The 20,684-nt window shown below is 63.0% G+C and carries 21 protein-coding genes; 15 read left to right on the forward strand and 6 right to left on the reverse strand.

What is annotated here, in order from left to right; genetic code table 11:
* Positions 1–16: 16 nt before the first annotated feature.
* Entirely contained in the window at positions 17–1,672 is a 1,656-nt protein-coding gene (locus KTQ42_RS05130; RefSeq protein ID WP_217344528.1) for an iron ABC transporter permease, read from the forward strand.
* Positions 1,673–1,691: 19 nt separating this feature from the next.
* Here KTQ42_RS05130 and KTQ42_RS05135 read toward each other — a convergent pair whose 3' ends face one another.
* Positions 1,692–2,516 carry a hypothetical protein gene (locus KTQ42_RS05135; RefSeq protein ID WP_217344529.1) on the reverse strand — a complete coding sequence of 275 codons (825 nt, stop codon included), beginning with the start codon at positions 2,514–2,516 and terminating at the stop codon, positions 1,692–1,694.
* Positions 2,517–2,677: 161 nt separating this feature from the next.
* Between KTQ42_RS05135 and KTQ42_RS05140 the strand changes: the two genes are divergently transcribed.
* Positions 2,678–2,881 (forward strand): hypothetical protein, encoded by a 204-nt coding sequence (locus KTQ42_RS05140; protein WP_217344530.1) that lies wholly within the window; start codon positions 2,678–2,680, stop codon positions 2,879–2,881.
* Between the two features lie 484 nt (positions 2,882–3,365).
* On the opposite strand, the gene phaP is transcribed toward KTQ42_RS05140, so the two are convergent.
* Positions 3,366–3,947 (reverse strand): TIGR01841 family phasin, encoded by a 582-nt coding sequence (phaP, locus tag KTQ42_RS05145; protein ID WP_217344531.1) that lies wholly within the window; start codon positions 3,945–3,947, stop codon positions 3,366–3,368.
* A gap of 267 nt (positions 3,948–4,214) precedes the next feature.
* Between phaP and KTQ42_RS05150 the strand changes: the two genes are divergently transcribed.
* From KTQ42_RS05150 to pbpG, 6 genes are all read left to right on the forward strand, one after another.
* Positions 4,215–5,132 carry a histone deacetylase gene (locus KTQ42_RS05150; protein ID WP_217344532.1) on the forward strand — a complete coding sequence of 306 codons (918 nt, stop codon included), beginning with the start codon at positions 4,215–4,217 and terminating at the stop codon, positions 5,130–5,132.
* Positions 5,129–6,037, forward strand: coding sequence for a DMT family transporter (locus KTQ42_RS05155; RefSeq protein ID WP_217344533.1), 909 nt, complete (start codon positions 5,129–5,131; stop codon positions 6,035–6,037). The genes KTQ42_RS05150 and KTQ42_RS05155 overlap by 4 nt, the downstream gene beginning before the upstream one ends.
* Positions 6,037–6,483, forward strand: a complete 447-nt coding sequence (locus KTQ42_RS05160; protein ID WP_217344534.1) for a thioesterase family protein — start codon at positions 6,037–6,039, stop codon at positions 6,481–6,483. The genes KTQ42_RS05155 and KTQ42_RS05160 overlap by 1 nt, the downstream gene beginning before the upstream one ends.
* Positions 6,480–7,175 (forward strand): nitroreductase, encoded by a 696-nt coding sequence (locus tag KTQ42_RS05165; protein WP_217344535.1) that lies wholly within the window; start codon positions 6,480–6,482, stop codon positions 7,173–7,175. Before KTQ42_RS05160 ends, KTQ42_RS05165 begins: the two co-directional genes overlap by 4 nt.
* A 5-nt stretch (positions 7,176–7,180) precedes the next feature.
* On the forward strand, positions 7,181–8,257 hold the full coding sequence (locus tag KTQ42_RS05170) for a tartrate dehydrogenase (RefSeq protein ID WP_217344536.1): 1,077 nt from the start codon (positions 7,181–7,183) through the stop codon (positions 8,255–8,257).
* Between the two features lie 196 nt (positions 8,258–8,453).
* Positions 8,454–9,602 (forward strand): D-alanyl-D-alanine endopeptidase, encoded by a 1,149-nt coding sequence (pbpG, locus tag KTQ42_RS05175; RefSeq protein ID WP_217344537.1) that lies wholly within the window; start codon positions 8,454–8,456, stop codon positions 9,600–9,602.
* 41 nt (positions 9,603–9,643) lie between these two features.
* On the opposite strand, the gene KTQ42_RS05180 is transcribed toward pbpG, so the two are convergent.
* Positions 9,644–10,450 (reverse strand): IclR family transcriptional regulator, encoded by an 807-nt coding sequence (locus tag KTQ42_RS05180; protein ID WP_217344538.1) that lies wholly within the window; start codon positions 10,448–10,450, stop codon positions 9,644–9,646.
* 187 nt (positions 10,451–10,637) lie between these two features.
* Between KTQ42_RS05180 and KTQ42_RS05185 the strand changes: the two genes are divergently transcribed.
* Both KTQ42_RS05185 and KTQ42_RS05190 read left to right on the forward strand, forming a co-directional pair.
* Positions 10,638–11,783, forward strand: a complete 1,146-nt coding sequence (locus tag KTQ42_RS05185) for an alpha-hydroxy acid oxidase (protein ID WP_217344539.1) — start codon at positions 10,638–10,640, stop codon at positions 11,781–11,783.
* Positions 11,783–12,181, forward strand: coding sequence for a diacylglycerol kinase (locus KTQ42_RS05190; protein ID WP_217344540.1), 399 nt, complete (start codon positions 11,783–11,785; stop codon positions 12,179–12,181). Before KTQ42_RS05185 ends, KTQ42_RS05190 begins: the two co-directional genes overlap by 1 nt.
* A gap of 47 nt (positions 12,182–12,228) precedes the next feature.
* Here the strand turns inward: KTQ42_RS05190 and KTQ42_RS05195 are convergent, their stop codons facing one another.
* The gene (locus KTQ42_RS05195; RefSeq protein WP_217346820.1) at positions 12,229–13,272 is read right to left on the reverse strand and encodes a cyclase family protein; all 1,044 of its coding nucleotides are present in this window, start codon (positions 13,270–13,272) and stop codon (positions 12,229–12,231) included.
* Positions 13,272–14,252, reverse strand: coding sequence for a tripartite tricarboxylate transporter substrate binding protein (locus tag KTQ42_RS05200; protein WP_249222645.1), 981 nt, complete (start codon positions 14,250–14,252; stop codon positions 13,272–13,274). The genes KTQ42_RS05195 and KTQ42_RS05200 overlap by 1 nt, the downstream gene beginning before the upstream one ends.
* A gap of 512 nt (positions 14,253–14,764) precedes the next feature.
* On the opposite strand from KTQ42_RS05200, the gene KTQ42_RS05205 reads away from it, so the two are divergent.
* From KTQ42_RS05205 to KTQ42_RS05225, 5 genes are all read left to right on the forward strand, one after another.
* Positions 14,765–15,628: a branched-chain amino acid ABC transporter permease gene (locus KTQ42_RS05205; RefSeq protein WP_217344541.1), complete on the forward strand. Its 864-nt coding sequence runs from the start codon at positions 14,765–14,767 to the stop codon at positions 15,626–15,628.
* A gap of 2 nt (positions 15,629–15,630) precedes the next feature.
* Positions 15,631–16,674: a branched-chain amino acid ABC transporter permease gene (locus tag KTQ42_RS05210; RefSeq protein WP_217344542.1), complete on the forward strand. Its 1,044-nt coding sequence runs from the start codon at positions 15,631–15,633 to the stop codon at positions 16,672–16,674.
* A complete protein-coding gene (locus KTQ42_RS05215; protein WP_217344543.1) occupies positions 16,667–17,431 on the forward strand; it encodes an ABC transporter ATP-binding protein in 765 nt (254 codons plus the stop codon). The genes KTQ42_RS05210 and KTQ42_RS05215 overlap by 8 nt, the downstream gene beginning before the upstream one ends.
* Entirely contained in the window at positions 17,418–18,125 is a 708-nt protein-coding gene (locus KTQ42_RS05220; RefSeq protein ID WP_217344544.1) for an ABC transporter ATP-binding protein, read from the forward strand. The genes KTQ42_RS05215 and KTQ42_RS05220 overlap by 14 nt, the downstream gene beginning before the upstream one ends.
* A gap of 71 nt (positions 18,126–18,196) precedes the next feature.
* On the forward strand, positions 18,197–19,363 hold the full coding sequence (locus KTQ42_RS05225; protein ID WP_217344545.1) for an ABC transporter substrate-binding protein: 1,167 nt from the start codon (positions 18,197–18,199) through the stop codon (positions 19,361–19,363).
* 150 nt (positions 19,364–19,513) lie between these two features.
* On the opposite strand, the gene KTQ42_RS05230 is transcribed toward KTQ42_RS05225, so the two are convergent.
* Positions 19,514–20,365 (reverse strand): CBS domain-containing protein, encoded by an 852-nt coding sequence (locus tag KTQ42_RS05230; protein WP_217344546.1) that lies wholly within the window; start codon positions 20,363–20,365, stop codon positions 19,514–19,516.
* Between the last annotated feature and the right edge of the window lie 319 nt (positions 20,366–20,684).

Consider the following 20,684-nt stretch of genomic DNA (forward strand, 5'->3'; position numbering starts at 1 on the left):
GCATCGCCCCTCCTTCATGTCAGCATCCATGCCGCCACAGGCGCTGTCGCGCCGCTTGTCCCGCGTTTCCTTTCCCCATCCTTTGCTGTTGATTTCGCTGGTGGCTGCGGCTGCGGTCGGGGTGCCGGTGCTGGGCGTGCTGGTGAATCTGGTGGGTGGCGAGGCGGGCGCGGGCACCTTCCTGCATCTGTGGTCGACGGTGCTGCCCGAATACCTGGCCAACAGCCTGGTCATCGTCGTCATCGTCGGCCTGCTGTCGGCGGTGATCGGCATAGGCTGCGCCTGGCTGGTGGCGGCCTGGGATTTTCCCGGCAAGCGGCTGTTCGAATGGGCGCTGATACTGCCGCTGGCCATGCCGTCCTATGTGGTGGCCTATGCCTACACCGACTTTCTGCAGTTCTCCGGACCGCTGCAGTCCGCCCTGCGCGAGTTGACCGGCTGGCAGGCGCGCCAGTACTGGTTTCCCGAGATCCGCTCCGTCGGCGGCGCGGGGCTGGTGTTTGCGCTGGTGCTGTATCCCTACGTCTATCTATTGGTGCGCACGGCCTTTCTCGAACGCAGTCCGCGCATGTGGGACGCGGCGCGCACGCTGGGCGCCGGACCGTGGGCCAGCTTCTTCCGGGTCAGCCTGCCCCTGGCGCGGCCTGCCGCCGTGGCAGGCCTGGCGCTGGTGATCATGGAAACCCTGGCCGACTATGGCGCGGTCGCTTACTTTGGCGTGCCGACGCTGACGACCGGCATCTATAAATCCTGGTATGCGTTTTCCGACCGCACCGGCGCGGCCCAGATCGCCGCCGTGCTGCTGGTGTCCGTGATCGGCCTGATGTACGTCGAGCAGCGCAGCCGCGGCCGCGCCCGCTACTACGCCGTGGGCAGCCGGGGCGGTCGCCATCCGCAGCGCCTGTCCACCGGGGCTGGCGTGCTGGCCGCTGTCTGCTGCGCGTTGCCGGTGCTCCTCGGTTTCGTACTGCCGCTGCTGATCCTCGTACGCCTGATGCGCCAGGAAGAGTCGCTTGCGATTGGCAGCCGCTATCTGGGCTGGCTGTCCAACAGCGTGACGGTGGCCGGCGTGACGGCCGTGCTGGCGGTGCTGATCTGCCTGCTGCTGGCTTATGCGGCCAGGGTGTCGCGCAGCCGGCTGCAGGGATGGGCCAACCGGGTCGTCAGCATGGGCTACGCGATTCCCGGCGCCGTGATCGCTGTCGGCATCCTGATTCCGCTGTCACGGGTGGACAACTGGCTGTCCGCGCATGGCATGACGCTGCTGCTGGCGGGCAGCCTGGTGGCGCTGGTCTATGCCTATCTGGTGCGCTTCCTGGCGGTGTCCTACCAAAGCGTGCAGGCCGGCCTGGCGCGCATCACGCCGGCCATGGACGCCAGTGCGCGCAGCCTCGGGCATGGGCTGGGCTCGATGCTGCTGCGGGTGCATATGCCCCTGTTGTGGCGCAGCGTGATGACGGCAGGCCTGCTGGTGTTCGTCGATGTGATCAAGGAGCTGCCGGCCACGCTGACGATCCGGCCCTTCAACTTCGACACCCTGGCGGTGATCACCTTCCAGCTGGCTTCCGACGAGCGCCTCGCCGAGGCGGCGCTGCCGGCGATGACGATCGTGCTGATTGCCTTCGTGCCGGTGCTGGCGCTGGCCCGGGCGATTGCCAGGCATGGCCGGTAAGGCGCTTGCTGCCTGTGCTTCATGCCCAGGACAGGCCAGGATCCGCGCACGGCGTCGGCGGGGACGAGCTTGCCTCTTCGGTCAAGCCGGCGGAATCCACCAGGATGGAAGTCTGCGTCGCATTGCCTGAGTCAGTTTGCGAATCGCTCCGGCTGCCAGTCGTGTCCGGCTGAAATGTCCCGGGGTTGGCAAGGCCTGCGGATGCATTGACAGGCATCCTTGGCAACAGATGCGCCGCCACGACAGGCGTGCGGGCCATCGTCGCGCCTTGTGCCAGCGCCGCGCCGATACGAAAGCCGTTCCAGTATTGCGCGCCAGCGGACAGGCCGGCCAGTTGCGCCAGCAGATTCGGCAGGGCGCCATCCAGCATGCGGGCCGGCGCAAACACGGCAACGCGGTCCCGGGTGGCCGGGTCGCTGCACGAAGCGTGTATGGTCGCAGGCACGTCGGCCAGTACGGCTTTTGTATTGCGGTAGCGAAGCGTTATGCCGCGCGCGCCGGCATAGCCGGCCAGCGCCACGCCCCGCCATAGTCCTTCCAGCATTTCGTTGGTCGACTGCAGGACCAGCGACCTCAATGCGCTGCGCCTGGCAATTTCCTGCAGTGACTGCGCCAGTGTCGACTGGCCGGCTGGCGCGGCGCCGAGATCGGTCGCCGCTTCCAGGTAGTGCACGGTCAGCGCACTGCTGCCGGCAAAAAGCAGACAGGAAATCAGGGTGGAGAATACCGTCGATCCGAGACGCTCCCTGCCGACCGCTCCGGAAAGGCCGTAGTCGAAGCCTGACCCAGTCCGCTCGATGCCGCGCCAGGCGGGCAGGGTGGCCTGCGTCAGCGTAGCCGACAACGAAGCGCACAGCCGCCTCGGGCGATACCTGCTGCAGCAGGGCCGCAGGCAAACCGAGCGCGGCACTTACTGCCAGCAGGGGAACAGCCAGGCGTGCGAGCGAAGCTGCAGGCCCGGCCACTTCTCCCGCAATCGCGTGCATGCCTCTGCCGGCCAGCAGCATGGCGGGCACTGCAACCATGGCGGCCAGGCAGGCAAGGCCATTTGTGTCAAGCTGGGGTGGCCTGTCGGCCGCCGTGACAGCCACCGCCGAGGCAAGGGCGGTCAACCCCACGGTTGTCGGCATGCCGCCCGCCAACCCGCCTATCAGTGTGTGCCAGTCGTTGCAGACGCCATGCTGCACGATGGCGGACGGCAACTGGTAATCATGTCTGGCGCAAAGGGCTTCCACCAGGCAGACCGTGGTGCCAAACGTCAGCGCGCCGACCGCAATGAGCGCAGCGCTGCCCGTACCCAGGCCCGCAAGACTGGCCGCGATGGCGCAGCAGGCGGACAGTTTGATGCTGGACAGGGCGCTGCCGGCTATCCTGGACAGCCTCGACGGATCAGCATTGGCCTCCGGCGCAGGGGGCGGCGATGCCGTCGGAATCGTGCCGGAAGAGGGCGGCGGTGCGGGGCGGAGATAGTACTGAACAATGCCGGAAGGGCTAGGGAACGGATACATGGCTGCTGCCGGAAGTAGAAATGCGGCGCAGTCTAGAAGTCAAATGTGACGGGAGGGTGACCTGAAGGCGCAGTTGCAAATGGCTTGAGCCTGGTCAGTTTTTCCGGGTTTTGCGGAAAAGGATCAGGTGGAAATGAAAAACCCCGCCGGCAGCCGCGGGCGGGGTTGAACGGAAACGGCGTTGCTTACTTCTTCACAGATGCCACGGCTGCGACGCGGGCGCCGGTCTTGCCCGCGGCCTGGGTCATCTGGGCGGCAGCGGTGTTCATGTTGACTTCCATCGCTTCCACTGCCTGCTTGGTGCTCTTGCTCAGCTGCTCGTAGCCGGCATTGGCGCTGGCGATGGCCGACTTCATGAATGCCACTACGTTTTCCGAACCGGCCGGTGCGTTTTTCGACACTTCGTCAACCAGGGTAGCCAGCTTGCGGCTATGTTCGGTAATCTGGGTCTCGGTGGCTTTCGCTACCTCGGACTGCAGGCCGGAAACGATGGTCAGAATGTGGCGGCCATAGGAAGCCAGCTTTTCAGCGTTCGGCTGTGCCTGGCTGGCACTGAGCGCGAGGAATTCCTGCGGGCCCTTGGCTGCCAGCAGCTGGCGCGCATTGCCGGTGGACTCGTCGAGCGCAGCCTTGGCAGCGTTCATGTTCAGTTCGATGACCTTCTCGACGCTTTCAAAGGCTTTGCCGGTCAGGGCGGTGATCAGTGCGAGTTGGGTTTCGAGATTGTTCTTCGTTGCCGCCGAAATTTGTTCCTGGAATGAAAACATGGATGTTCTCCTAAGAATTGTAGAGGTATGAAATTGCCCCGCCAAATTCATTGTGCAGCGCAACAAGCCGTATTCTAAGTGGCCTGGTCGGAGTGTCAAGCGATTTTGCGTGCACCGCACAATGGTGCGGGTGCTTCTGACCTATATCAAATGGTCTGCATAACCTCGTACATCCCTGAAGCAATAGTGTAGAGGCAATGCTATTCGCACAATAAGAGTGCAATCGGCCATGCTAAACTTCGATTCCCTTCGCCGACCTGAATCAGATTGAAAGCCTTTTACAGCGATCACTTCGTGTTGCCGCTTCCGGCCGGTCACCGGTTCCCGATGGCGAAATACAGAATGCTGCGGGATGCGCTCGCTGCATCGTCGCAAGATATCGAATTTCTGGAGGCGCCCGCAGCAAGCAATGGCGTGCTGGCCCTGGCGCATCATCCCGCCTATATCCGTGCAGTACAGTCTGGCGAACTGACCCCACAGCAGCAGCGGCAGATCGGTTTTCCCTGGTCGGAGCAGATGGTCGAGCGTTCGCGCCGTTCAGCCGGCGCCACCATCGCCGCCTGCCGGGCGGCGATGGAAGAGCGGGTGGCGGTCAACCTGGCTGGCGGCACCCATCATGCCTATGCCGATCACGGCGAAGGCTTTTGCGTGTTCAACGATGCCGCAATTGCCGCCAGGCTGATGCAGGCCGAGAGGCGGCTGCAGCGCGTTGCGATTGTCGACCTTGACGTCCACCAGGGAAATGGCACCGCATCGATACTCGCCCGCGACGACTCCGTGTTTACGCTTTCGCTTCATGGCGAGCTGAATTATCCGTTCGAAAAAGAACGCAGCGACCTCGATGTGGCGCTAGCTGATGGGGCCGGCGACCGGGACTATCTGGCAGCGCTGGCAAAGGCAATGGACGGACTGTTCATCCGTTTTTCGCCGCAGCTCATCATTTATCTCGCAGGCGCCGATCCGCACGAAGGCGACCGGCTTGGCCGGCTGAAACTGTCCATGGCTGGCCTGGCCGCGCGCGACCGGCTGGTCCTGGACGCAGCGGCAACCCGCGGCTTGCCGGTGGCGATCGCCATGGCTGGCGGCTACGGCAGAAACATCGACGACACCGTGGCAGTCCACCTGCAGACGGTGTCGATTGCATCCACTTATGCCGGTGCAACGACGCCGGCTTCTCCCTCATGACCACTTCCGCCACCGGCGCCGCCAAGGCCGCCACACCTCCCAATGCCTGGGTGGCCGCCATGCCCGCCGTCTTCGTGCTGATCTGGAGTACCGGCTTCATCGTGGCCAAGTTCGGCCTGCCTTATGCGCCGCCGCTGACCTTCCTGCTGCTGCGCTTCATCGGCGTGCTGCTGGTGCTCGGGCCGCTGGTGCTGCTGATGCGCTCGCCATGGCCGAGCGGCAAGGTTGGGCATATTGCACTGGCCGGCGTGCTGGTGCAGGCCGGCTACCTGGGTGGCGTCTGGTGTGCAATCAAGATTGGCATGCCGGCCGGGTTGTCGGCGCTGATCGTAGGGATGCAGCCCATCCTGACCGCCTTCGCGGCGCCGCTGATCGGCGAAAAAGTGCAGGGCCGGCAATGGCTGGGGCTGGCATTCGGCATCGCTGGCGTTGGCCTGGTGGTAGCGAACAAGATTTCCCTGATCGGCCTGACCTGGCACAGCATCGCGCTCTGCCTGATGGCGCTGGTGTCGATTACCATCGGCACGCTGTACCAGAAACGGCATTGCCCGCAGTTCGATCTCCGCACAGGCACGCTGATCCAGTTCGCAGCGTCCTTTGCCGTGGTGCTGCCGCTGGCGGTCGCGTTCGAACATCTCACCCCGGCACTGCAGACAGTACAATGGACGCCGCGTTTCGTCGGCGCCTTGCTGTGGTCCATCCTGGCATTGTCCATCGGGGCGATTTTCCTGCTGTTTGCCTTGATCCGGAAAAGCGCTGCCACCAGCGTCACCAGCCTGTTGTATCTAACCCCGCCGACCACCGCACTGATGGCCTGGCTGATGTTTGGCGAGGCATTCAGCCTGACCGGCGTGGCGGGCATGTTGCTGGCGGTGATCGGCGTTTATTTCGTCGTAAAAAAATAATGAAACCAGAGACCAGAAAACGAGGCGACTTCCGTCATTTCCATCCGATTACCACCCGTTGGATGGACAACGATGCCTACGGGCATGTGAACAACGTCGTGTATTACAGCTGGTTCGACACCGTGGTCAACCAGTTCCTGATCGCCAACGGCGTGCTTGATGTCGAACGCAGCCCGGTGATCGGCCTTGTGGTGGAAACCCAGTGTAATTACTTTGCATCGGTGGCCTTTCCCGACCAAGTCACGGCGGGCATGCGCGTCACCCGGCTCGGTAATGCCAGCGTGCGTTATGAAGTCGGCATTTTCCGCAACGCCGATGACAGCGCCGCCGCCTCTGGCCATTTCGTCCATGTGTATGTCGACCGCGATACCCGCCGCCCGGCCACCATCCCGGACCCGATGCGGGCCCTGCTGCAAACCGTTCTCGTTGAAGGAGATCCATCATGATCCAGACCCAGCAGCAGGCCGTCGTCGACGAGGCGATTACCTCGCGCCGCTCGATCCGCGCCTACCTGCCGCAGGCCGTTGCGCGCGAGGACATCGAAGCCATCCTGGAAGTGGCGTCGCGCGCGCCGTCCGGCACCAACACCCAGCCGTGGAAAGTCTATGTGCTGACAGGCGCCGCCAGGGACGCTCTGTCAACGGCCATCGTCGATGCCTACCTCGACCCGGAACGCGCCGCCCAGCATGCCGAGGAGTACAGCTACTACCCGACCAAATGGGTGTCGCCCTACATCGACCGCCGACGCAAGGTCGGCTGGGACCTGTATTCGCTGCTCGGCCTGACCCGCGACAACAAGGCCGGCATGCAGGCACAGCATGCCCGCAACTATGTGTTCTTCGACGCGCCGGTGGGCCTGATCTTCACCATCGACCGCATCATGGAGCGCGGCTCCTGGCTGGACTACGGCATGTTCCTGCAAAACATCATGGTGGCGGCGCGTGGCCGCGGCCTGGACACCTGCCCGCAGGCAGCCTTCACCCAGTTCCACCGAATCATCAGCGACAGGCTGCAGCTGCCCGAGAACGAGCAGGTGGTATGCGGCATGGCGCTGGGATACGCGGACCAGAGCAAGATCGAAAACAGCCTGGTCACCCATCGCGAGCCGGTTTCCGGCTTCGCCACCTTTCTGGAATAAAACGTATGAATACGATTGCAGTCATCCCCGGCGACGGCATAGGCAAGGAGACCGTACCCGAAGGCTTGCGCGTGCTCGATGCCGCCATCCGCAAGTTCTCGCTCGACCTGAAGTTCGACCATTTCGACTTCGCCTCCTGCGACTATTACGCCAGGCACGGCCAGATGATGCCGGACAACTGGAAGGACCAGATCGGCGGCCACAGCGCGATCTTCTTCGGCGCGGTGGGCTGGCCCGACACGGTGCCTGACCATGTCTCTCTTTGGGGCTCGTTGCTGAAGTTCCGGCGCGACTTCGACCAGTATGTGAACCTGCGTCCCTGCCGGCTGATGCCGGGCATTCCGTCGCCGCTGGTCAACCGCAAGCCTGGCGACATCGATTTCTACGTGGTGCGTGAAAACACCGAGGGCGAGTACTCTTCCGTCGGCGGTCGGATGTACGAAGGCACCGAGCGGGAGGTGGTGTTCCAGGAAAGCATGTTCTCGCGCAAGGGCGTGGACCGTATCCTCAAGTTTGCGTACGATCTGGCGCAAAGCCGGCCGAAGAAGCACCTGACCTCGGCCACCAAGTCCAACGGCATCTCGATCACCATGCCCTACTGGGACGAGCGGGTGGCTGAAATGGCCAGGCACTACCCGGATGTGAAGACCGACAAGTTCCACATCGATATCCTGACTGCGCAGTTCGTGCGCAATCCACAGTGGTTCGATGTGGTGGTTGCCTCCAACCTCTTCGGCGACATCCTGTCCGACCTCGGTCCGGCATGCACCGGCACGATTGCGATCGCGCCATCGGCCAATATCAATCCCGAGCGCCTGTTCCCATCGCTGTTCGAGCCGGTGCACGGCTCCGCGCCCGACATCTATGGCAAGGGCCTGGCCAATCCGATCGGCCAGATCTGGTGCGGCTCGATGATGCTGGAGCACCTGGGTTACCCTGAAGCGGGTGCGGCCGTGCTGCGCGCAATCGAAAAGGTATTGGAAGCCGGTGCGGACCACGCGCCGTTCACCCCGGACATGGGCGGCACTGCCAGCACTGCCGACCTCGGCCGTGCGATTGCCGACGCAGTTTCTTCCAACTGAATGTGATCTTCGAACGTTCCAGCAGCCGGGCTAATGTGTCCCCGGTGTCGCTGGAACGTCACATTTCTGCCAAAGCGATTCCAAAAAAGCTCGAAACTTATTGAAATTTCGACGCTAAGCCTTTCATTATCTTGCGAAATCAAGCCAGTTTGCTAAACTGCAAGCCTCCCCACGCGTCAAAATTCCAGGAGTTGCGATGGCCAGATCTGCGCTAGCCATGATGTTGTCAGTATTAATTTCTGTCGTCGTGTCGTCGCCAGCGCTCGCCAAATCCGCTCCACGGGAACCCGCCAAGAAATCCGCCACCGTCAAGAAGCATGTGGCGAAGTCCGATAGCAAGCCGGCCAGAAAATCGGCTGCCAGGGCTGGTCGTGACGCAAGCGAAAGCAGCAGCAAGGGCCGGGTCGCGCCGCTGATTGCCCAGGAAAAGCTGGTGCGCAAGGTCACTCGCGGCAAGAAGGGGCGGCGCGAGGTGGTGTACCAGCGCATAGCGCCGGCGCCGGCGGTGCCGCTGGTGCCGCCCGTAATGACCGCGGGCGATCTCGCCGGACTGAATCTCACGCGCGATCCGCTGGACCTGAAGTCCAATGCCGCCCTGGTGATCGATCAGTCCACCGCTGAAGTGCTGTTTGAAAAGAATGCCCAGATTGCGCTGCCGATTGCCTCGATCACCAAGCTGATGACCAGCCTGGTGGTGGTGGAAGCGAATCAGAACATGGATGAGCTGATCTCCGTCACAGAGGAAGACGTGGACCGCGAGAAGTTCAGCCATTCCCGGCTGCGCGTTGGCTCCCAGCTAACGCGCGCAAACATGCTGCACATCGCCCTGATGAGTTCGGAGAACCGGGCCGCGTCGGCGCTGGGCCGCAATTACCCGGGCGGGCTGCCGGCGTTCGTGGCGGCGATGAACGCCAAGGCGCGCTCGCTGGGCATGGTCAACACCCACTACGTCGATTCCACTGGCCTTTCCAGCAGCAATGTCTCGACCGCGCGCGACCTGGCCAAGCTGGTGATCGCGGCACATCATCATCCGATCATCCGGCAGTACTCGACCGACAGCAAATACGCCGTCGAGCCGGGCGGGCCGATGCTGCAGTACCGCAATTCGAATAACCTGGTCGACAACCCTGACTGGCAGATCGGCCTGCAGAAGACAGGCTATATCTCCGAGGCGGGCCGTTGCCTGGTGATGCAGGCAAAGATCGAAGGCCGGCCGGTGGTAATGGTTTTCCTCGATTCCAAGGGCAAGAGTTCACGCCTGGCCGATGCCGGTCGCATCCGCAAGTGGCTGGAAAACGCCCGCCCGACCGCGCTGGGCCGAACCGTCACTGCGCAGAGTTCCTGACCTGAACGGCCGCCTGGTGCGGCCTTTTTCACTTTCGCGCATCAGCGCGCCGGTTCGGCGCCATCCGCTGCCGGCACATGTCCCAGCACGGCCGAGATCTCGTTGACGGTGCTGAGCAGGTCGCCGATCCATTCTTCCTGCAACCGGTCTGCGGGCGCCGAGATCGACAGGCCGGCGATCAGCTTGCCGCTGTCGTCGCGTATGCCGGCCGCCATGCAGCGCACACCCAGTTCCAGTTCCTCGTTGTCGCGGGCATAGCCACGGGCACGCACCAGGCTCAGCTCGCGTTCCAGTTTTGCCAGGTCGGTGATCGAGTTCTTGTTGTGGCCGGCAAGGCCGGTGCGGGTTGCATAGGCCCTGACGGTCTTGGGATCGTCCGCCGACAGGAACAGCTTGCCGGTGGAGGTGAGATGCAGGGGCGCCCGGCCGCCGATGGCCCGCACTACCTGCATGCCCGAGCGCTCGGAGAAGGAGCGGTCGATGTAGACGATTTCATCGCCCTGGCGCACCGACAGGTTGACGGTCTGGTGCGTCTTGCGGTGCAGCGCGCGCATGAAGTCCAGCGATGCCTCGCGCACATTGAGCCTGCTCTTGACGATGTTGCCCAGCTCCAGCAGCCGCATGCCAAGCCGGTAGGTGCCGGGTTCGGCGCGGTCGACGAAACGCTTGATGACCAGGTCGTTCAGGATGCGATGCGCGGTGGAAGGATGCAGGCCGGTGACGGCGGATAGCTCTTTCAGGCTGACCGGGTCGGGATAGTCGGCCAGTGCGTCGAGCAGGCCTATCATGCGTTCAATAACCTGGATCGACGTCTTGTCGTTCTCCAGCGGTTGATCAGTGTTTTTCATTGGAAACTGGTGCGATGCAATATGACTTTATACCACGATGTGAAAATATATCAAAAACGCATCCGGCAAAACACCGTTCCATGCAAGGCGCGCGACAATTAATTTCATCTATACCGCTTGTATGACAAGGGCATTTCCCGGCCATAATGCTGCCTGCGAAAAACCCCGATATCAGAAAGAGACAAGAATGGGCGTGATCACCAACATCGAAGACCTGCGTATCCTGGCCGAGCGGCGCGTGCCGCGCATGTTTTATGACTATGCCGATTCAGGCTCATGGACGGAGTCCACTTATCGCGCCAACAGCGACGACTTCGCCAGGATCAAGCTGCGCCAGCGGGTCGCGGTCAACATGGAAAACCGCAGCCTGGCCAGCACCATGGTCGGCGTGCCGGTTTCCATGCCGGTGGCGCTGGCGCCAACCGGCCTGACCGGCATGCAGCATGCCGACGGCGAGATCCTGGCGGCGAAGGCCGCCGAGAAGTTCGGCGTGCCGTTCACGCTGTCGACCATGAGCATCTGCTCCATCGAGGACATCGCGGCTCACACCACGAAGCCTTTCTGGTTCCAGGTCTACTTCATGAAGGACAGGGATTTCATGAGTCGTTTGGTGGAGCGGGCCCGCGCCGCCAACTGCTCGGCGCTGGTGCTGACGCTGGACCTGCAGATCCTCGGCCAGCGGCACAAGGACCTGCGCAACGGCCTCACCGCGCCGCCCAAGCTGACGCTGAAGAACATCATGAACATGGCGACCAAGCCTGCCTGGTGCATGGGCATGCTGGGCACCAAGCGGCGCGGCTTCGGCAATATCGTCGGCCATGCAACCAACGTGTCGGACATGTCCTCGCTGTCGGCGTGGACCGCCGAACAGTTCGATCCGCGGCTTTCCTGGGATGACGTGGAATGGCTGCGCCAGCGCTGGGGCGGCAAGCTGATCATCAAGGGCATCATGGACCCGGAAGATGCCCGCATGGCGGCGCAGAGCGGCGCCGATGCGCTGATCGTCTCCAACCACGGCGGCCGCCAGCTCGACGGCGCCGACTCGTCCATCAATGCGCTGCCGGCCATCATGGACGTGGTGGGCGACAGGATGGAAGTGCACCTGGATGGCGGCATCCGCTCAGGCCAGGATGTGATCAAGGCGCTGTCCCTGGGCGCGCGCGGCGTCTATATCGGCCGCGCCTTCCTGTACGGCCTGGGCGCAATGGGCGAGGAGGGCGTGACACGGGTGCTGGAGATCATCCGCAAGGAGCTCGACATCACGATGGCACTGTGCGGCCTGACCGATGTACAGAAAGTGGACAAGAACATCCTGCTGCCGGGCACCTATTGATGCAACCCGATGAGCCGGCCTATTCGGCATTCAAGAGCAAGAGTGGCCTTGGCCGCATCGCCGGCGCAATGCGCTATTCGCTGAAGGGCCTGGCGAGCGCCTGGAAGCACGAGCATGCCTTCCGCCAGGAGTTGTGGGTGATCGTGCCGGCCACCATCGCAGCGCTGCTGCTGCCGGTGTCGGCCATCGAGAAGCTGCTGCTGGTGGGCAGCATGGTGCTGGTACTGGTGGTCGAGCTGCTGAACTCGGCGATCGAGGCTGTGGTGGACCGGATCTCGCTGGAACGACATCCCCTGTCGGCCAATGCGAAGGACTTCGGCAGCGCGGCGGTAATGCTGACCGTGCTGTTCTCGGCCGCTACCTGGGCCGTGGTGCTGTGGGCGCTGTTCAGGCCGTGACGAGGGTGGCGGGGCGCATGCCGTAATTCGGCCCGCGCCCCGTCGTCTTACACGGTCGCGATCGGCGTTACCGGCGATCCCACCGCGCCCGGCAGCCTCAGCGGCGGCGCGGTCAGCATGAAACGATGGCGGCCATTGGCCTGCAGCCAGTCGGCCAGATCCTTCAGGTACCACAGTTCACCCAGCGGTATGCCCAGCTTGAACAGGCAATGGTGATGCAGAGGCAGGATGGACTTGCGGCCCGCCACTTCCGGCGCGGGATAGGCTTCCACCGCGTAGTTGTCCGCGCAGATGGCGGCAATGCCGCTATCGGTGATCCATTGCAGCAGCTTCTGGTCTCGGCCATTGAGCACCGGACAGGTATGGTGCAGCACCTGCGGGTCAGGCGTGCCGCCCATTTCCGTCACCACCTCGGCAAAGCCGGTGCGCAGCACCAGGAAGTCGCCACGCTCCACGGCGACGCCGTCCTGCTGCATCACCATGGCGATCTCGTCGAAGCCGATCAGCTTGCGTTCCCGGCCGAAATGCCGGGCCAGGTCCAGCAGCACGCCGCGGCCCTGCATGCCATGCACTGCCATGTTCTCGATGCCCAGCGCAGCCGCATGGGAGCTGTGTCCGCCGCCGTCGCAGCCTTCCTGCATATCGGGCGGTCCCTTGACATCCTGGCCGGCGCGATAGCCGTTGTAATACACCATTTCCTCGACGCCTGCGCCTTCGACGTCGAAGCGCGCGCCAACGTGCGCCAGCGAATCCCATTGCGTGGAGTACTGCAGGCACAGCAGCACCTGGTCGTCGGAGACGACATCGATGCTGTCGGCAACCAGGCCGTCCATGCCGTAGTTGAGCACCGGGGTGTCGCCGCGCCAGGTCGGCTGCAAGCGTGGCGGGTTACGCCTGGCATTCAATGCATTGCCGCCGGGCAGGTCCAGCGGCAGCGACAGGCAGAAGCTGCGGCCCGCGCGCACTTCTGCCGCGCCTTTCAGTATCTGCTCGCTGCCGACCAGGTTGACGCGGCCCAGTTGATCGTCCGGGCCGAAGTCGCCCCAGTTGGCGCCTTCGGGGCGTTGTTTCCAGCGTGCTGGCGCCGTCATCATTCCACCTTCGCGCCGGAGTCCTTCACCACCTTCGACCATTTCGCGATCTCGGTCTTCTGGTAGGCGGCCAGTTCATCCGGGGTCGAGCCCGACGGCTCCAGTCCCAGGTCCAGCAGCTTTTTCGAGACATCCGGCATTTTCAGGATCTTGCTGACCTCGGCCTGCAGCTTGTCGACGACGGGGCGGGGCGTGCTGGCCGGCGCAAATAGCGCGAACCAGGACACCGCCTCGAAGCCGGGCAGGCCGGATTCGGCAATGGTGGGAATGTCCGGCGCGGCCGGCGAACGCTTGGCGCTGGTCACGCCCAAGGCCCGCAGCTTGCCTTCACGGACCAGCGGTAGGCTGGAGGGCATGTTGTCGAACATCATCGTGACCCGGCCGCCCAGCAGATCAGGGATGGCGCTGGCACGTCCCTTATAGGGAATATGCTGCATGTCGATGCCGGTCATGGTCTTGAACAATTCGCCGGACACATGGATGGATGTGCCCGAGCCCGAAGAGGCGAAGGTCATCTTGCCTTCCTTCTTGCCGAGATCGATGAATTCCTTCAGGTTCTTCGCGGGCACATTGTTATTGACGACCAGCATGTTCGGCGTGGACGCCAGCAGGGTGACCGGCGTAAAGTCGCGCGTCATGTCGTAGGGCATGTTCTGGTAGAGCGCGCCGTTGATCGCATGGGTGCCCACCGTGCCCACCACGACGTTGTAGCCGTCGGGTGCGGCCTTGGCGACATAGTCGGCGCCAATGTTTCCGCCGGCGCCGGGCTTGTTCTCGACGATGACCGTCTGGCCCCAGGCAGCGCTGAGCTTGTCGCCGATCAGCCGGCCCAGGATGTCGGGTGCGCCGCCACTGGTGAAGGTCACGATGATATGGATGGGCTTGCTTGGATAATTGCTGGCGGACTGCGCCAATGCGGGCTGTGCGGCGCACAAGGCGGCCGTGGCGATTGCCAGTGCCGGCATCAGTTTTTTCAACATGGTGTCTCCTGTCGTTGTGGGAACGGTTCGCTCTGCGGAGAACCGGTGCTGGCATGGTATCGACCGATTGCCGGTGGCTTGTGGTTTTGTTAGCATGCCATCGGCTTAAACCTACCATCCGTCAGCAGGGCAGTCAACAAAAACGGAATGCCGTACCGCACAGTGAAACATTCGCGTTCACTCTGGCGTGTCCCCACTGACCGTCGCACACCATGTTGAGCATCAGTTTCAACATAAAACTACCTTGAAGTTCCGCAGAATTGGACCAAAGCTACCGCTCGTCGGCGAGAAAGAAGATTTTTCAATACTTTCGTTCTGCACTGCAAAATATTGGCTCATTTTTATTGACCTAAATTTGCCAGTGATGATACGGTTCGACTGCGCTTAAAAAATAAAAACGAGCGTTCACATTTTCGACAAGAGAATGGGTAGTTCCCGGGTGGTTCGCCGCCGGTCAGAGCAAGCGTGATGCGTCTTGCAAGACGCATCGTGGAATATTAAGGAGACGAATCTTGGAGTTGATACTGGAGCAGATCCTCAACGGGCTCACGCTCGGCGGGGTGTACAGTCTGGTCGCATTGGGCCTGACGCTGGTGTACGGCATCATGCATGTGCCGAACTTTGCGCACGGCGCGTTCTACATGGTGGGCGCTTTTGCCGCCTTTTTCCTGATGTCGAACTGGGGCCTCAATTACTGGGTCGCGATGGCCGGCGCCGGCGTTGTCGTGGCCGCGATCGCCGTCATCTCCGAGCGCCTGGTATTTCATCCATTGCGTCACCATGAAGGCCTGCATCACATGATCGCGGCAATCGGCATCCTGCTGTTTCTGGAAGCCAGCGCCCAGGCCATGTTCGGCGCCGATTTCCGCCGCATGCAGACGCCTTATGCCGGCATCATCTCCATGGGCGGCGTGACCCTGCCGTCGCAGCGCCTGCTGATCATCGTTGCCGCGTTCGCGCTGATGCTGGGGCTGCACCTGTTCCTGCGCAAGACAACTACCGGCGCCACCATCATCGCGATGGCGCAAAACCGCGACGGCGCGGCGCTGGTCGGCATCGACGCCAACCGCGTGGCCATGATGACCTTCGCCATCTCCGGCGTGCTGGCAGCAGTGGCCGCCACGCTGTATGCACCGATCAACCTGGTCTATCCGGCCATGGGCAACCTGGTCATCACCAAGGCCTTCGTCATCATCGTGCTGGGCGGCATGGGCAGCGTCCCGGGCGCCATCCTGGGCGGCCTGATCATTGGCTTTGCCGAGTCGTTCGGTGCCTTTTACATCTCGACCGACTACAAGGACATCATCGCCTTCGTGCTGCTGGTGGTGGTGCTGTCGCTGCGCCCGCAAGGCCTGTTCACCACGGGGGCTCGCTGATCATGAAACTCATCGATGGAAAAATCGGCTGGCTGCTCCTGCTGGCGCTGGCGATCGCCTTTCCCTTCTTTGCCGCCGGCAATGACTATTACCTGACCGTGATGGCGACCGCCTATGTGTTTGCGATCGCCACCATCGGCCTGAACCTGATCACCGGCTACACCGGCCAGTTCAACCTGGCCCATAGCGGCTTCATGGCGGTCGGTGCGTACACGGTGGGAATCCTGACGGTGGACTACGGCTGGTCTTTCTGGCCGGCGTTTGCGCTGTCGGGCTTCGTTGCCGCCTTCATCGGCCTTTTCGTTGGCCTGGTGTCGCTGCGCCTGAAGGGGCATTTCTTCTCGATCTTCACCATGTGCGTGGGCTACATCATGTATCTGCTCATCGAGAAGTGGGAAGGCCTGACCCACGGCACCGTGGGCATCATGGGCATTCCGGCGCCGACCGGCTTCGCCGGCATCGACTTCGAAGCGCCGCGTTCCCAGTACTACCTGGTGCTGTTCTTCCTGGCACTGTCGGTATGGGCCATGCACCGCATCGTGAACTCGCTGCTGGGCCGCACCTTCATGGCGATCCGCAACGGCGACGACCTGGCCGAGGCGCTGGGCATCAACCTGATGCGCAACAAGGTGCTGGCCTTCATGCTGTCGGTGTTCTATGCAGGCCTCGCTGGCGGCCTGTATGCCGGCTTCGTGCGCTTCCTCGGCCCCGGCATCGCCAGCGTCGAGCATACCTTCGACATGACCATGTACATGCTGGTGGGCGGTATCGGCACCCTGCTCGGCCCCCTGCTGGGCTCGATTGGCGTGCCCTGGCTGACCCAGTACCTGCAATTCCTGCAGGATTACCGGTTTGTCGTGTTCGGCCCGCTGCTGATCATCCTGGTGATCTTCGTGCCGCACGGCGTGGTCGGCTCCTACCTGGCATGGCGGGCGCGCAATGCATCGCGCCTGGCCAGCGAGGCTGCCGCGAAACAAGCAAAGACACAGACACCGGCCGGCGGCGTGATCGGCCACGGCCAGCAGAAGGGGAGCTCGCATGCTTGAAATTCAGAACCTGACCAAGCGCTTCGGCGGGCTGACCGCGGTCCATGACGTGAGCATCAACTTCGAGCGCAACAAGATCAATGCGATCATCGGGCCCAACGGCGCCGGCAAGACCACGTTCTTCAACCTGATCTCGGGCGCGATCCCGCCGACCTCCGGCAAGATCATCTTCGACGGCCAGGACGTGACCGGCCTGCGCGCCGACCAGGTGGCCAAGCTGGGCGTGTCCCGCACCTTCCAGGCCACGGCCCTGTTCGACCGGGCCACGGTGCTGGACAACCTGATCGTCGGCCACCGGCTGCGCACCCAGTCCGGCCTGATGGACGTGCTGCTGGGCACCAGGCGCCTGAAGGAAGAGGAGCGCATCTGCCGCGTCAAGGCGCAGGAAGCGCTGGACTTCGTCGGGCTGTCCCATGTATCGCACCGGGTTGCGGGCGACATTTCGCAGGAAGAGCGCAAGCGCGTGGCGTTTGCGCTGGCCCTGGCGACCGATCCCAAGATGCTGCTGCTGGACGAGCCCGCCGGCGGCGTCAATCCGGAAGAGACGGTGGGCATTGCCGAACTGATCCAGAAGCTGGTGAAGCATGGCATGACGGTCTGCCTGATCGAACACAAGATGGACATGATCATGAACCTGGCCGACAAGATCATGGTGCTGAACTATGGCGAGAAGATCGCGGAAGGTACGCCGGCGGAGATCCGCGCCAACCCGATCGTGATCGAAGCGTATCTGGGGAGTGAAAATGCTGCAGCTTGAAAATGTGTCGCTGAACTACGGCAGCTTCCGTGCACTGAACAACATCAACATCCACGCCAACGAAGGCGAACTGGTGGTACTGCTCGGCGCCAACGGCGCCGGCAAGAGCTCGATCTTCCTGACCACCAGCGGCCTGCACCGCGCGGCCAGCGGCAGCATCCGCTTCGGCAAGACCGAACTGGTTGGCATGAAGCCGTCCAACATCGTCGAAAAGGGCGTGGTGCAATGCCCGGAAGGCCGCAAGCTGTTTCCGGCCATGTCGGTGCTGAAGAACCTCACGCTGGGCGCCTATGTGCACCGGCGCGACAGCCGCGGCATCAGGAAGACGCTGGATGAAGTCTTCGAGATGTTCCCCATCCTGCATGAGAAGCGCGAGATGAATGCCGGCTCGCTGTCCGGCGGCCAGCAGCAGATGGTGGCCATCGGCCGCGCGCTGATGTCCCGTCCCAAGGCGCTGCTGCTCGACGAGCCTTCGCTGGGCCTGGCCCCGCTGGTGGTCAAGCAGATGTTCGAAGTCATTGAAAGGATCAACAAGGCCGGCACCACCGTGATGCTGGCCGAACAGAACGCCTATGCCGCGCTGCGCATTGCCAGCCGCGCATATGTGATCGAGGGCGGGCGCATCGTGATGGAAGGCAGCCGGGACGAGCTGCTCAATAACGAAGCGGTGCGCAAGGCCTATATCGGCGCCTGATAGCCTGACCGGGCGCCGGTGCGTCAATGTCGTTGCAGGTGCAATTCCCATCCACAGAAGGAGACTTAATAATGCGTATCACAATGAAACCGGCTTATCTGGCCGTGGCAGTGGCCCTGGCATTCGGCGGCAACGCAATGGCACAGGAAGTGGTCAAGATCGGTTACTCCGGCCCGCTGTCCGGCGGCGCTGCGCTGTATGGCAAGAACGTGCTGATGGGCATGGAGATGGCCGCAAATGAAATCAATGCCAAGGGCCTGGAAGTCGGCGGCAAGAAATACAAGATCGAGATCGTCTCGCTCGACGACAAGTACAACCCCAGCGAAACCGCCATCAACGTGCAGCGCCTGATCCAGCAGCACAAGACCCCGGCCGTGCTGGTGCCGCACTCCGGCGGCATCTTCGCGGTGCAGGCATTCAACGAGAAGTCCAACACGCTGCTGCTGGCCTACACCAGCCTGCCGCAGGTGACCGAGCGCGGCAACAAGATGAGCGTGCGCATTCCGCCTGACTTCACGATCTATATCGATCCGTTCATCAAGACCGAAATGAGCAAGTTCGGCAAGAACGTGGCCATTGCCAATGCCGACCATGACTATGCGAAGGCATGGACCGCCGCCTTCAAGCCGAAGTGGGAAGCGGCCGGCGGCAAGATCGTTGCCGAGAATCCGATGTCCTACAACAAGGCGACCGACTTCTACAGCGGCGTCTCCAAGGTCCTGCAGGGCAAGCCTGACGTGCTGTTCATCGGCGGCGCTTCGGAACCAACCGCACTGGTAGCCAAGCAGGCGCGCGACCTGGGCTTCAAAGGCGGCTTCCTGGTGCTGGACCAGGCCAAGCTGGATGAAATGGCCAAGGTGGTCGGCGGCTATGGCCCGCTGGAAGGCTCGGTCGGCGTGCTGCCGATGATTGCCGACCCGCGTCCGAACGCGAAGCTGTTCGTCAATAACTTCCACAAGCTTGATCCGAACCGCGACCCGAGCTCGGAAGTGAGCCTGAACTACACCGCGGTGCATGCCACCGCCCTTGCGATGAAGCTGGCCGGCACGGCCACCGACGGCGTGAAGATCCGCGAGCAGATGGACAAGGCATTCAAGTCCCTGCCGCCGGAAAACAATCCGCAGGAGATCGAAGGCCTGGATGACAAGGGCGGCACCATCGCCAACGTGCTCATGGGCGTGGTGGAAGGCGGCAAGATCAAGGACACCAGCCTGCGCGCTGCCAACGCCGCGAAGTAATTGCCTTCAGGGCAGGCGCCGCGGCGGCGGCGCCAACGAGGCTGCATCGGTCGAACGATGCAGCCTTTCTTGTTTGCGCTGTTCGCTGCCGCTGAGCTTGGCGGTGACCTCTCGCAGCGGCGCGACGGACCTTGCGTCGGCCCAGGCGTGTCAGGGCTTGGCGCCGACGCCGGTCCCGGCCGAGCCTGCCGTTCCAGCCGTTCCAGCCGTACCGCCGGATGCGCCGGGGGCATCCGCGGTGCCGGCTTCATGGTCACCGGTTCGACGCGTGACAACAGGCGCCCGATCCGCGCTGGCCGCATTGGCGGCGGTGGTGGGATTGCGCAGTTCGGTGCTTCCAGGAGCGTTACGGTTGACCAGGTCGGCCGGCGTCACTTCCACGATGTCGCTCGGGTCGGCAGTCGCCGAGACTTCGTAGCGCGGGTTGAGCCTGTCGTCCACGATGTCGGAGCCGGCCATCCCGGTGGCGGTACCGGTGTCTGAGCCGCCTGCACCTGCATCCGCACCCGTACCCGGTGCCGCACCTGCGGAACCGGGTGCCATGCCTTTCGAAGACAGATCCGGCTCGGAGGGAAACGACACCTTTTCCACCACCTGCTGCACCTGCGCCGCCTGGACGCCGCTTTCCTGCCTGGTGGCGATGTCACCGAGCGAAACGATGCCGATCAGCCGGGGCGGATCGTCACGCGACATGACGGGGACCCGGCGTATCTGGGTATCTTCCATTTGCCGGATCACTTCATCGATGGACTGGTCCTCATGGCAAATGCGCGCATCGGCGCTCATTACCTGCTCCACCGTCGTATCGTCGGGCGCCAGGCCGGCCGATGTAGCGCGCACGGTGATGTCGCGGTCGGTCACCATGCCCACCAGACGCTCGCCATCGCAGACCGGCAGCGCGCCGACATTGAGTTCATCCATCATTCGGGCCGCATGCCGCAGGCTATCCCGCGGGGACACTGGCTGCACCTGGCGGGTCATCACATCGGATACGCGTTGCATCGAACTACTCCTTTCATAAAAGTCTTGCTGCATGCCGGGTGCAGCATCGGAAGGCGCCGGCCTGGCATGCGCGCCTTGTTGCGGATGGCAGGCGGGCCTGCGTGGCTACATGGCTGTGTGATGGCATCGGTATCGCTTCGTTCAGCTCGGCCGCACTGAAATCCGCAGTGGAACACGAAGGGCTTATCGGCGATCAAGCCCGAGCAGTGCGCCGTGCTCCGTGACGGGCATCCATTGAGGAAATGAAACGATGCGGGGTATGCTTTGCGCGCTCGACGCGTGTCGGCGCAATGCGCCGGCCGCCGCGCCGAATGAAAAT

Origin of the sequence: Noviherbaspirillum sp. L7-7A (assembly GCF_019052805.1) — a bacterium.
Classification (GTDB): domain Bacteria; phylum Pseudomonadota; class Gammaproteobacteria; order Burkholderiales; family Burkholderiaceae_D; genus Noviherbaspirillum_A.

Bases quoted from the DNA above. Each gene is read 5' to 3' on its own strand.
- KTQ42_RS05130 (WP_217344528.1), top strand. From the start codon at position 17: ATGTCAGCATCCATGCCGCCACAGGCGCTGTCGCGCCGCTTGTCCCGC.
- KTQ42_RS05140 (WP_217344530.1), top strand. From the start codon at position 2,678: ATGGCGGGCACTGCAACCATGGCGGCCAGGCAGGCAAGGCCATTTGTG.
- phaP (WP_217344531.1), bottom strand. From the start codon at position 3,947: ATGTTTTCATTCCAGGAACAAATTTCGGCGGCAACGAAGAACAATCTC.
- KTQ42_RS05155 (WP_217344533.1), top strand. From the start codon at position 5,129: ATGACCACTTCCGCCACCGGCGCCGCCAAGGCCGCCACACCTCCCAAT.
- KTQ42_RS05160 (WP_217344534.1), top strand. From the start codon at position 6,037: ATGAAACCAGAGACCAGAAAACGAGGCGACTTCCGTCATTTCCATCCG.
- KTQ42_RS05165 (WP_217344535.1), top strand. From the start codon at position 6,480: ATGATCCAGACCCAGCAGCAGGCCGTCGTCGACGAGGCGATTACCTCG.
- KTQ42_RS05170 (WP_217344536.1), top strand. From the start codon at position 7,181: ATGAATACGATTGCAGTCATCCCCGGCGACGGCATAGGCAAGGAGACC.
- pbpG (WP_217344537.1), top strand. From the start codon at position 8,454: ATGGCCAGATCTGCGCTAGCCATGATGTTGTCAGTATTAATTTCTGTC.
- KTQ42_RS05180 (WP_217344538.1), bottom strand. From the start codon at position 10,450: ATGAAAAACACTGATCAACCGCTGGAGAACGACAAGACGTCGATCCAG.
- KTQ42_RS05185 (WP_217344539.1), top strand. From the start codon at position 10,638: ATGGGCGTGATCACCAACATCGAAGACCTGCGTATCCTGGCCGAGCGG.
- KTQ42_RS05190 (WP_217344540.1), top strand. From the start codon at position 11,783: ATGCAACCCGATGAGCCGGCCTATTCGGCATTCAAGAGCAAGAGTGGC.
- KTQ42_RS05195 (WP_217346820.1), bottom strand. From the start codon at position 13,272: ATGACGGCGCCAGCACGCTGGAAACAACGCCCCGAAGGCGCCAACTGG.
- KTQ42_RS05200 (WP_249222645.1), bottom strand. From the start codon at position 14,252: ATGTTGAAAAAACTGATGCCGGCACTGGCAATCGCCACGGCCGCCTTG.
- KTQ42_RS05210 (WP_217344542.1), top strand. From the start codon at position 15,631: ATGAAACTCATCGATGGAAAAATCGGCTGGCTGCTCCTGCTGGCGCTG.
- KTQ42_RS05215 (WP_217344543.1), top strand. From the start codon at position 16,667: ATGCTTGAAATTCAGAACCTGACCAAGCGCTTCGGCGGGCTGACCGCG.
- KTQ42_RS05220 (WP_217344544.1), top strand. From the start codon at position 17,418: ATGCTGCAGCTTGAAAATGTGTCGCTGAACTACGGCAGCTTCCGTGCA.
- KTQ42_RS05225 (WP_217344545.1), top strand. From the start codon at position 18,197: ATGCGTATCACAATGAAACCGGCTTATCTGGCCGTGGCAGTGGCCCTG.
- KTQ42_RS05230 (WP_217344546.1), bottom strand. From the start codon at position 20,365: ATGCAACGCGTATCCGATGTGATGACCCGCCAGGTGCAGCCAGTGTCC.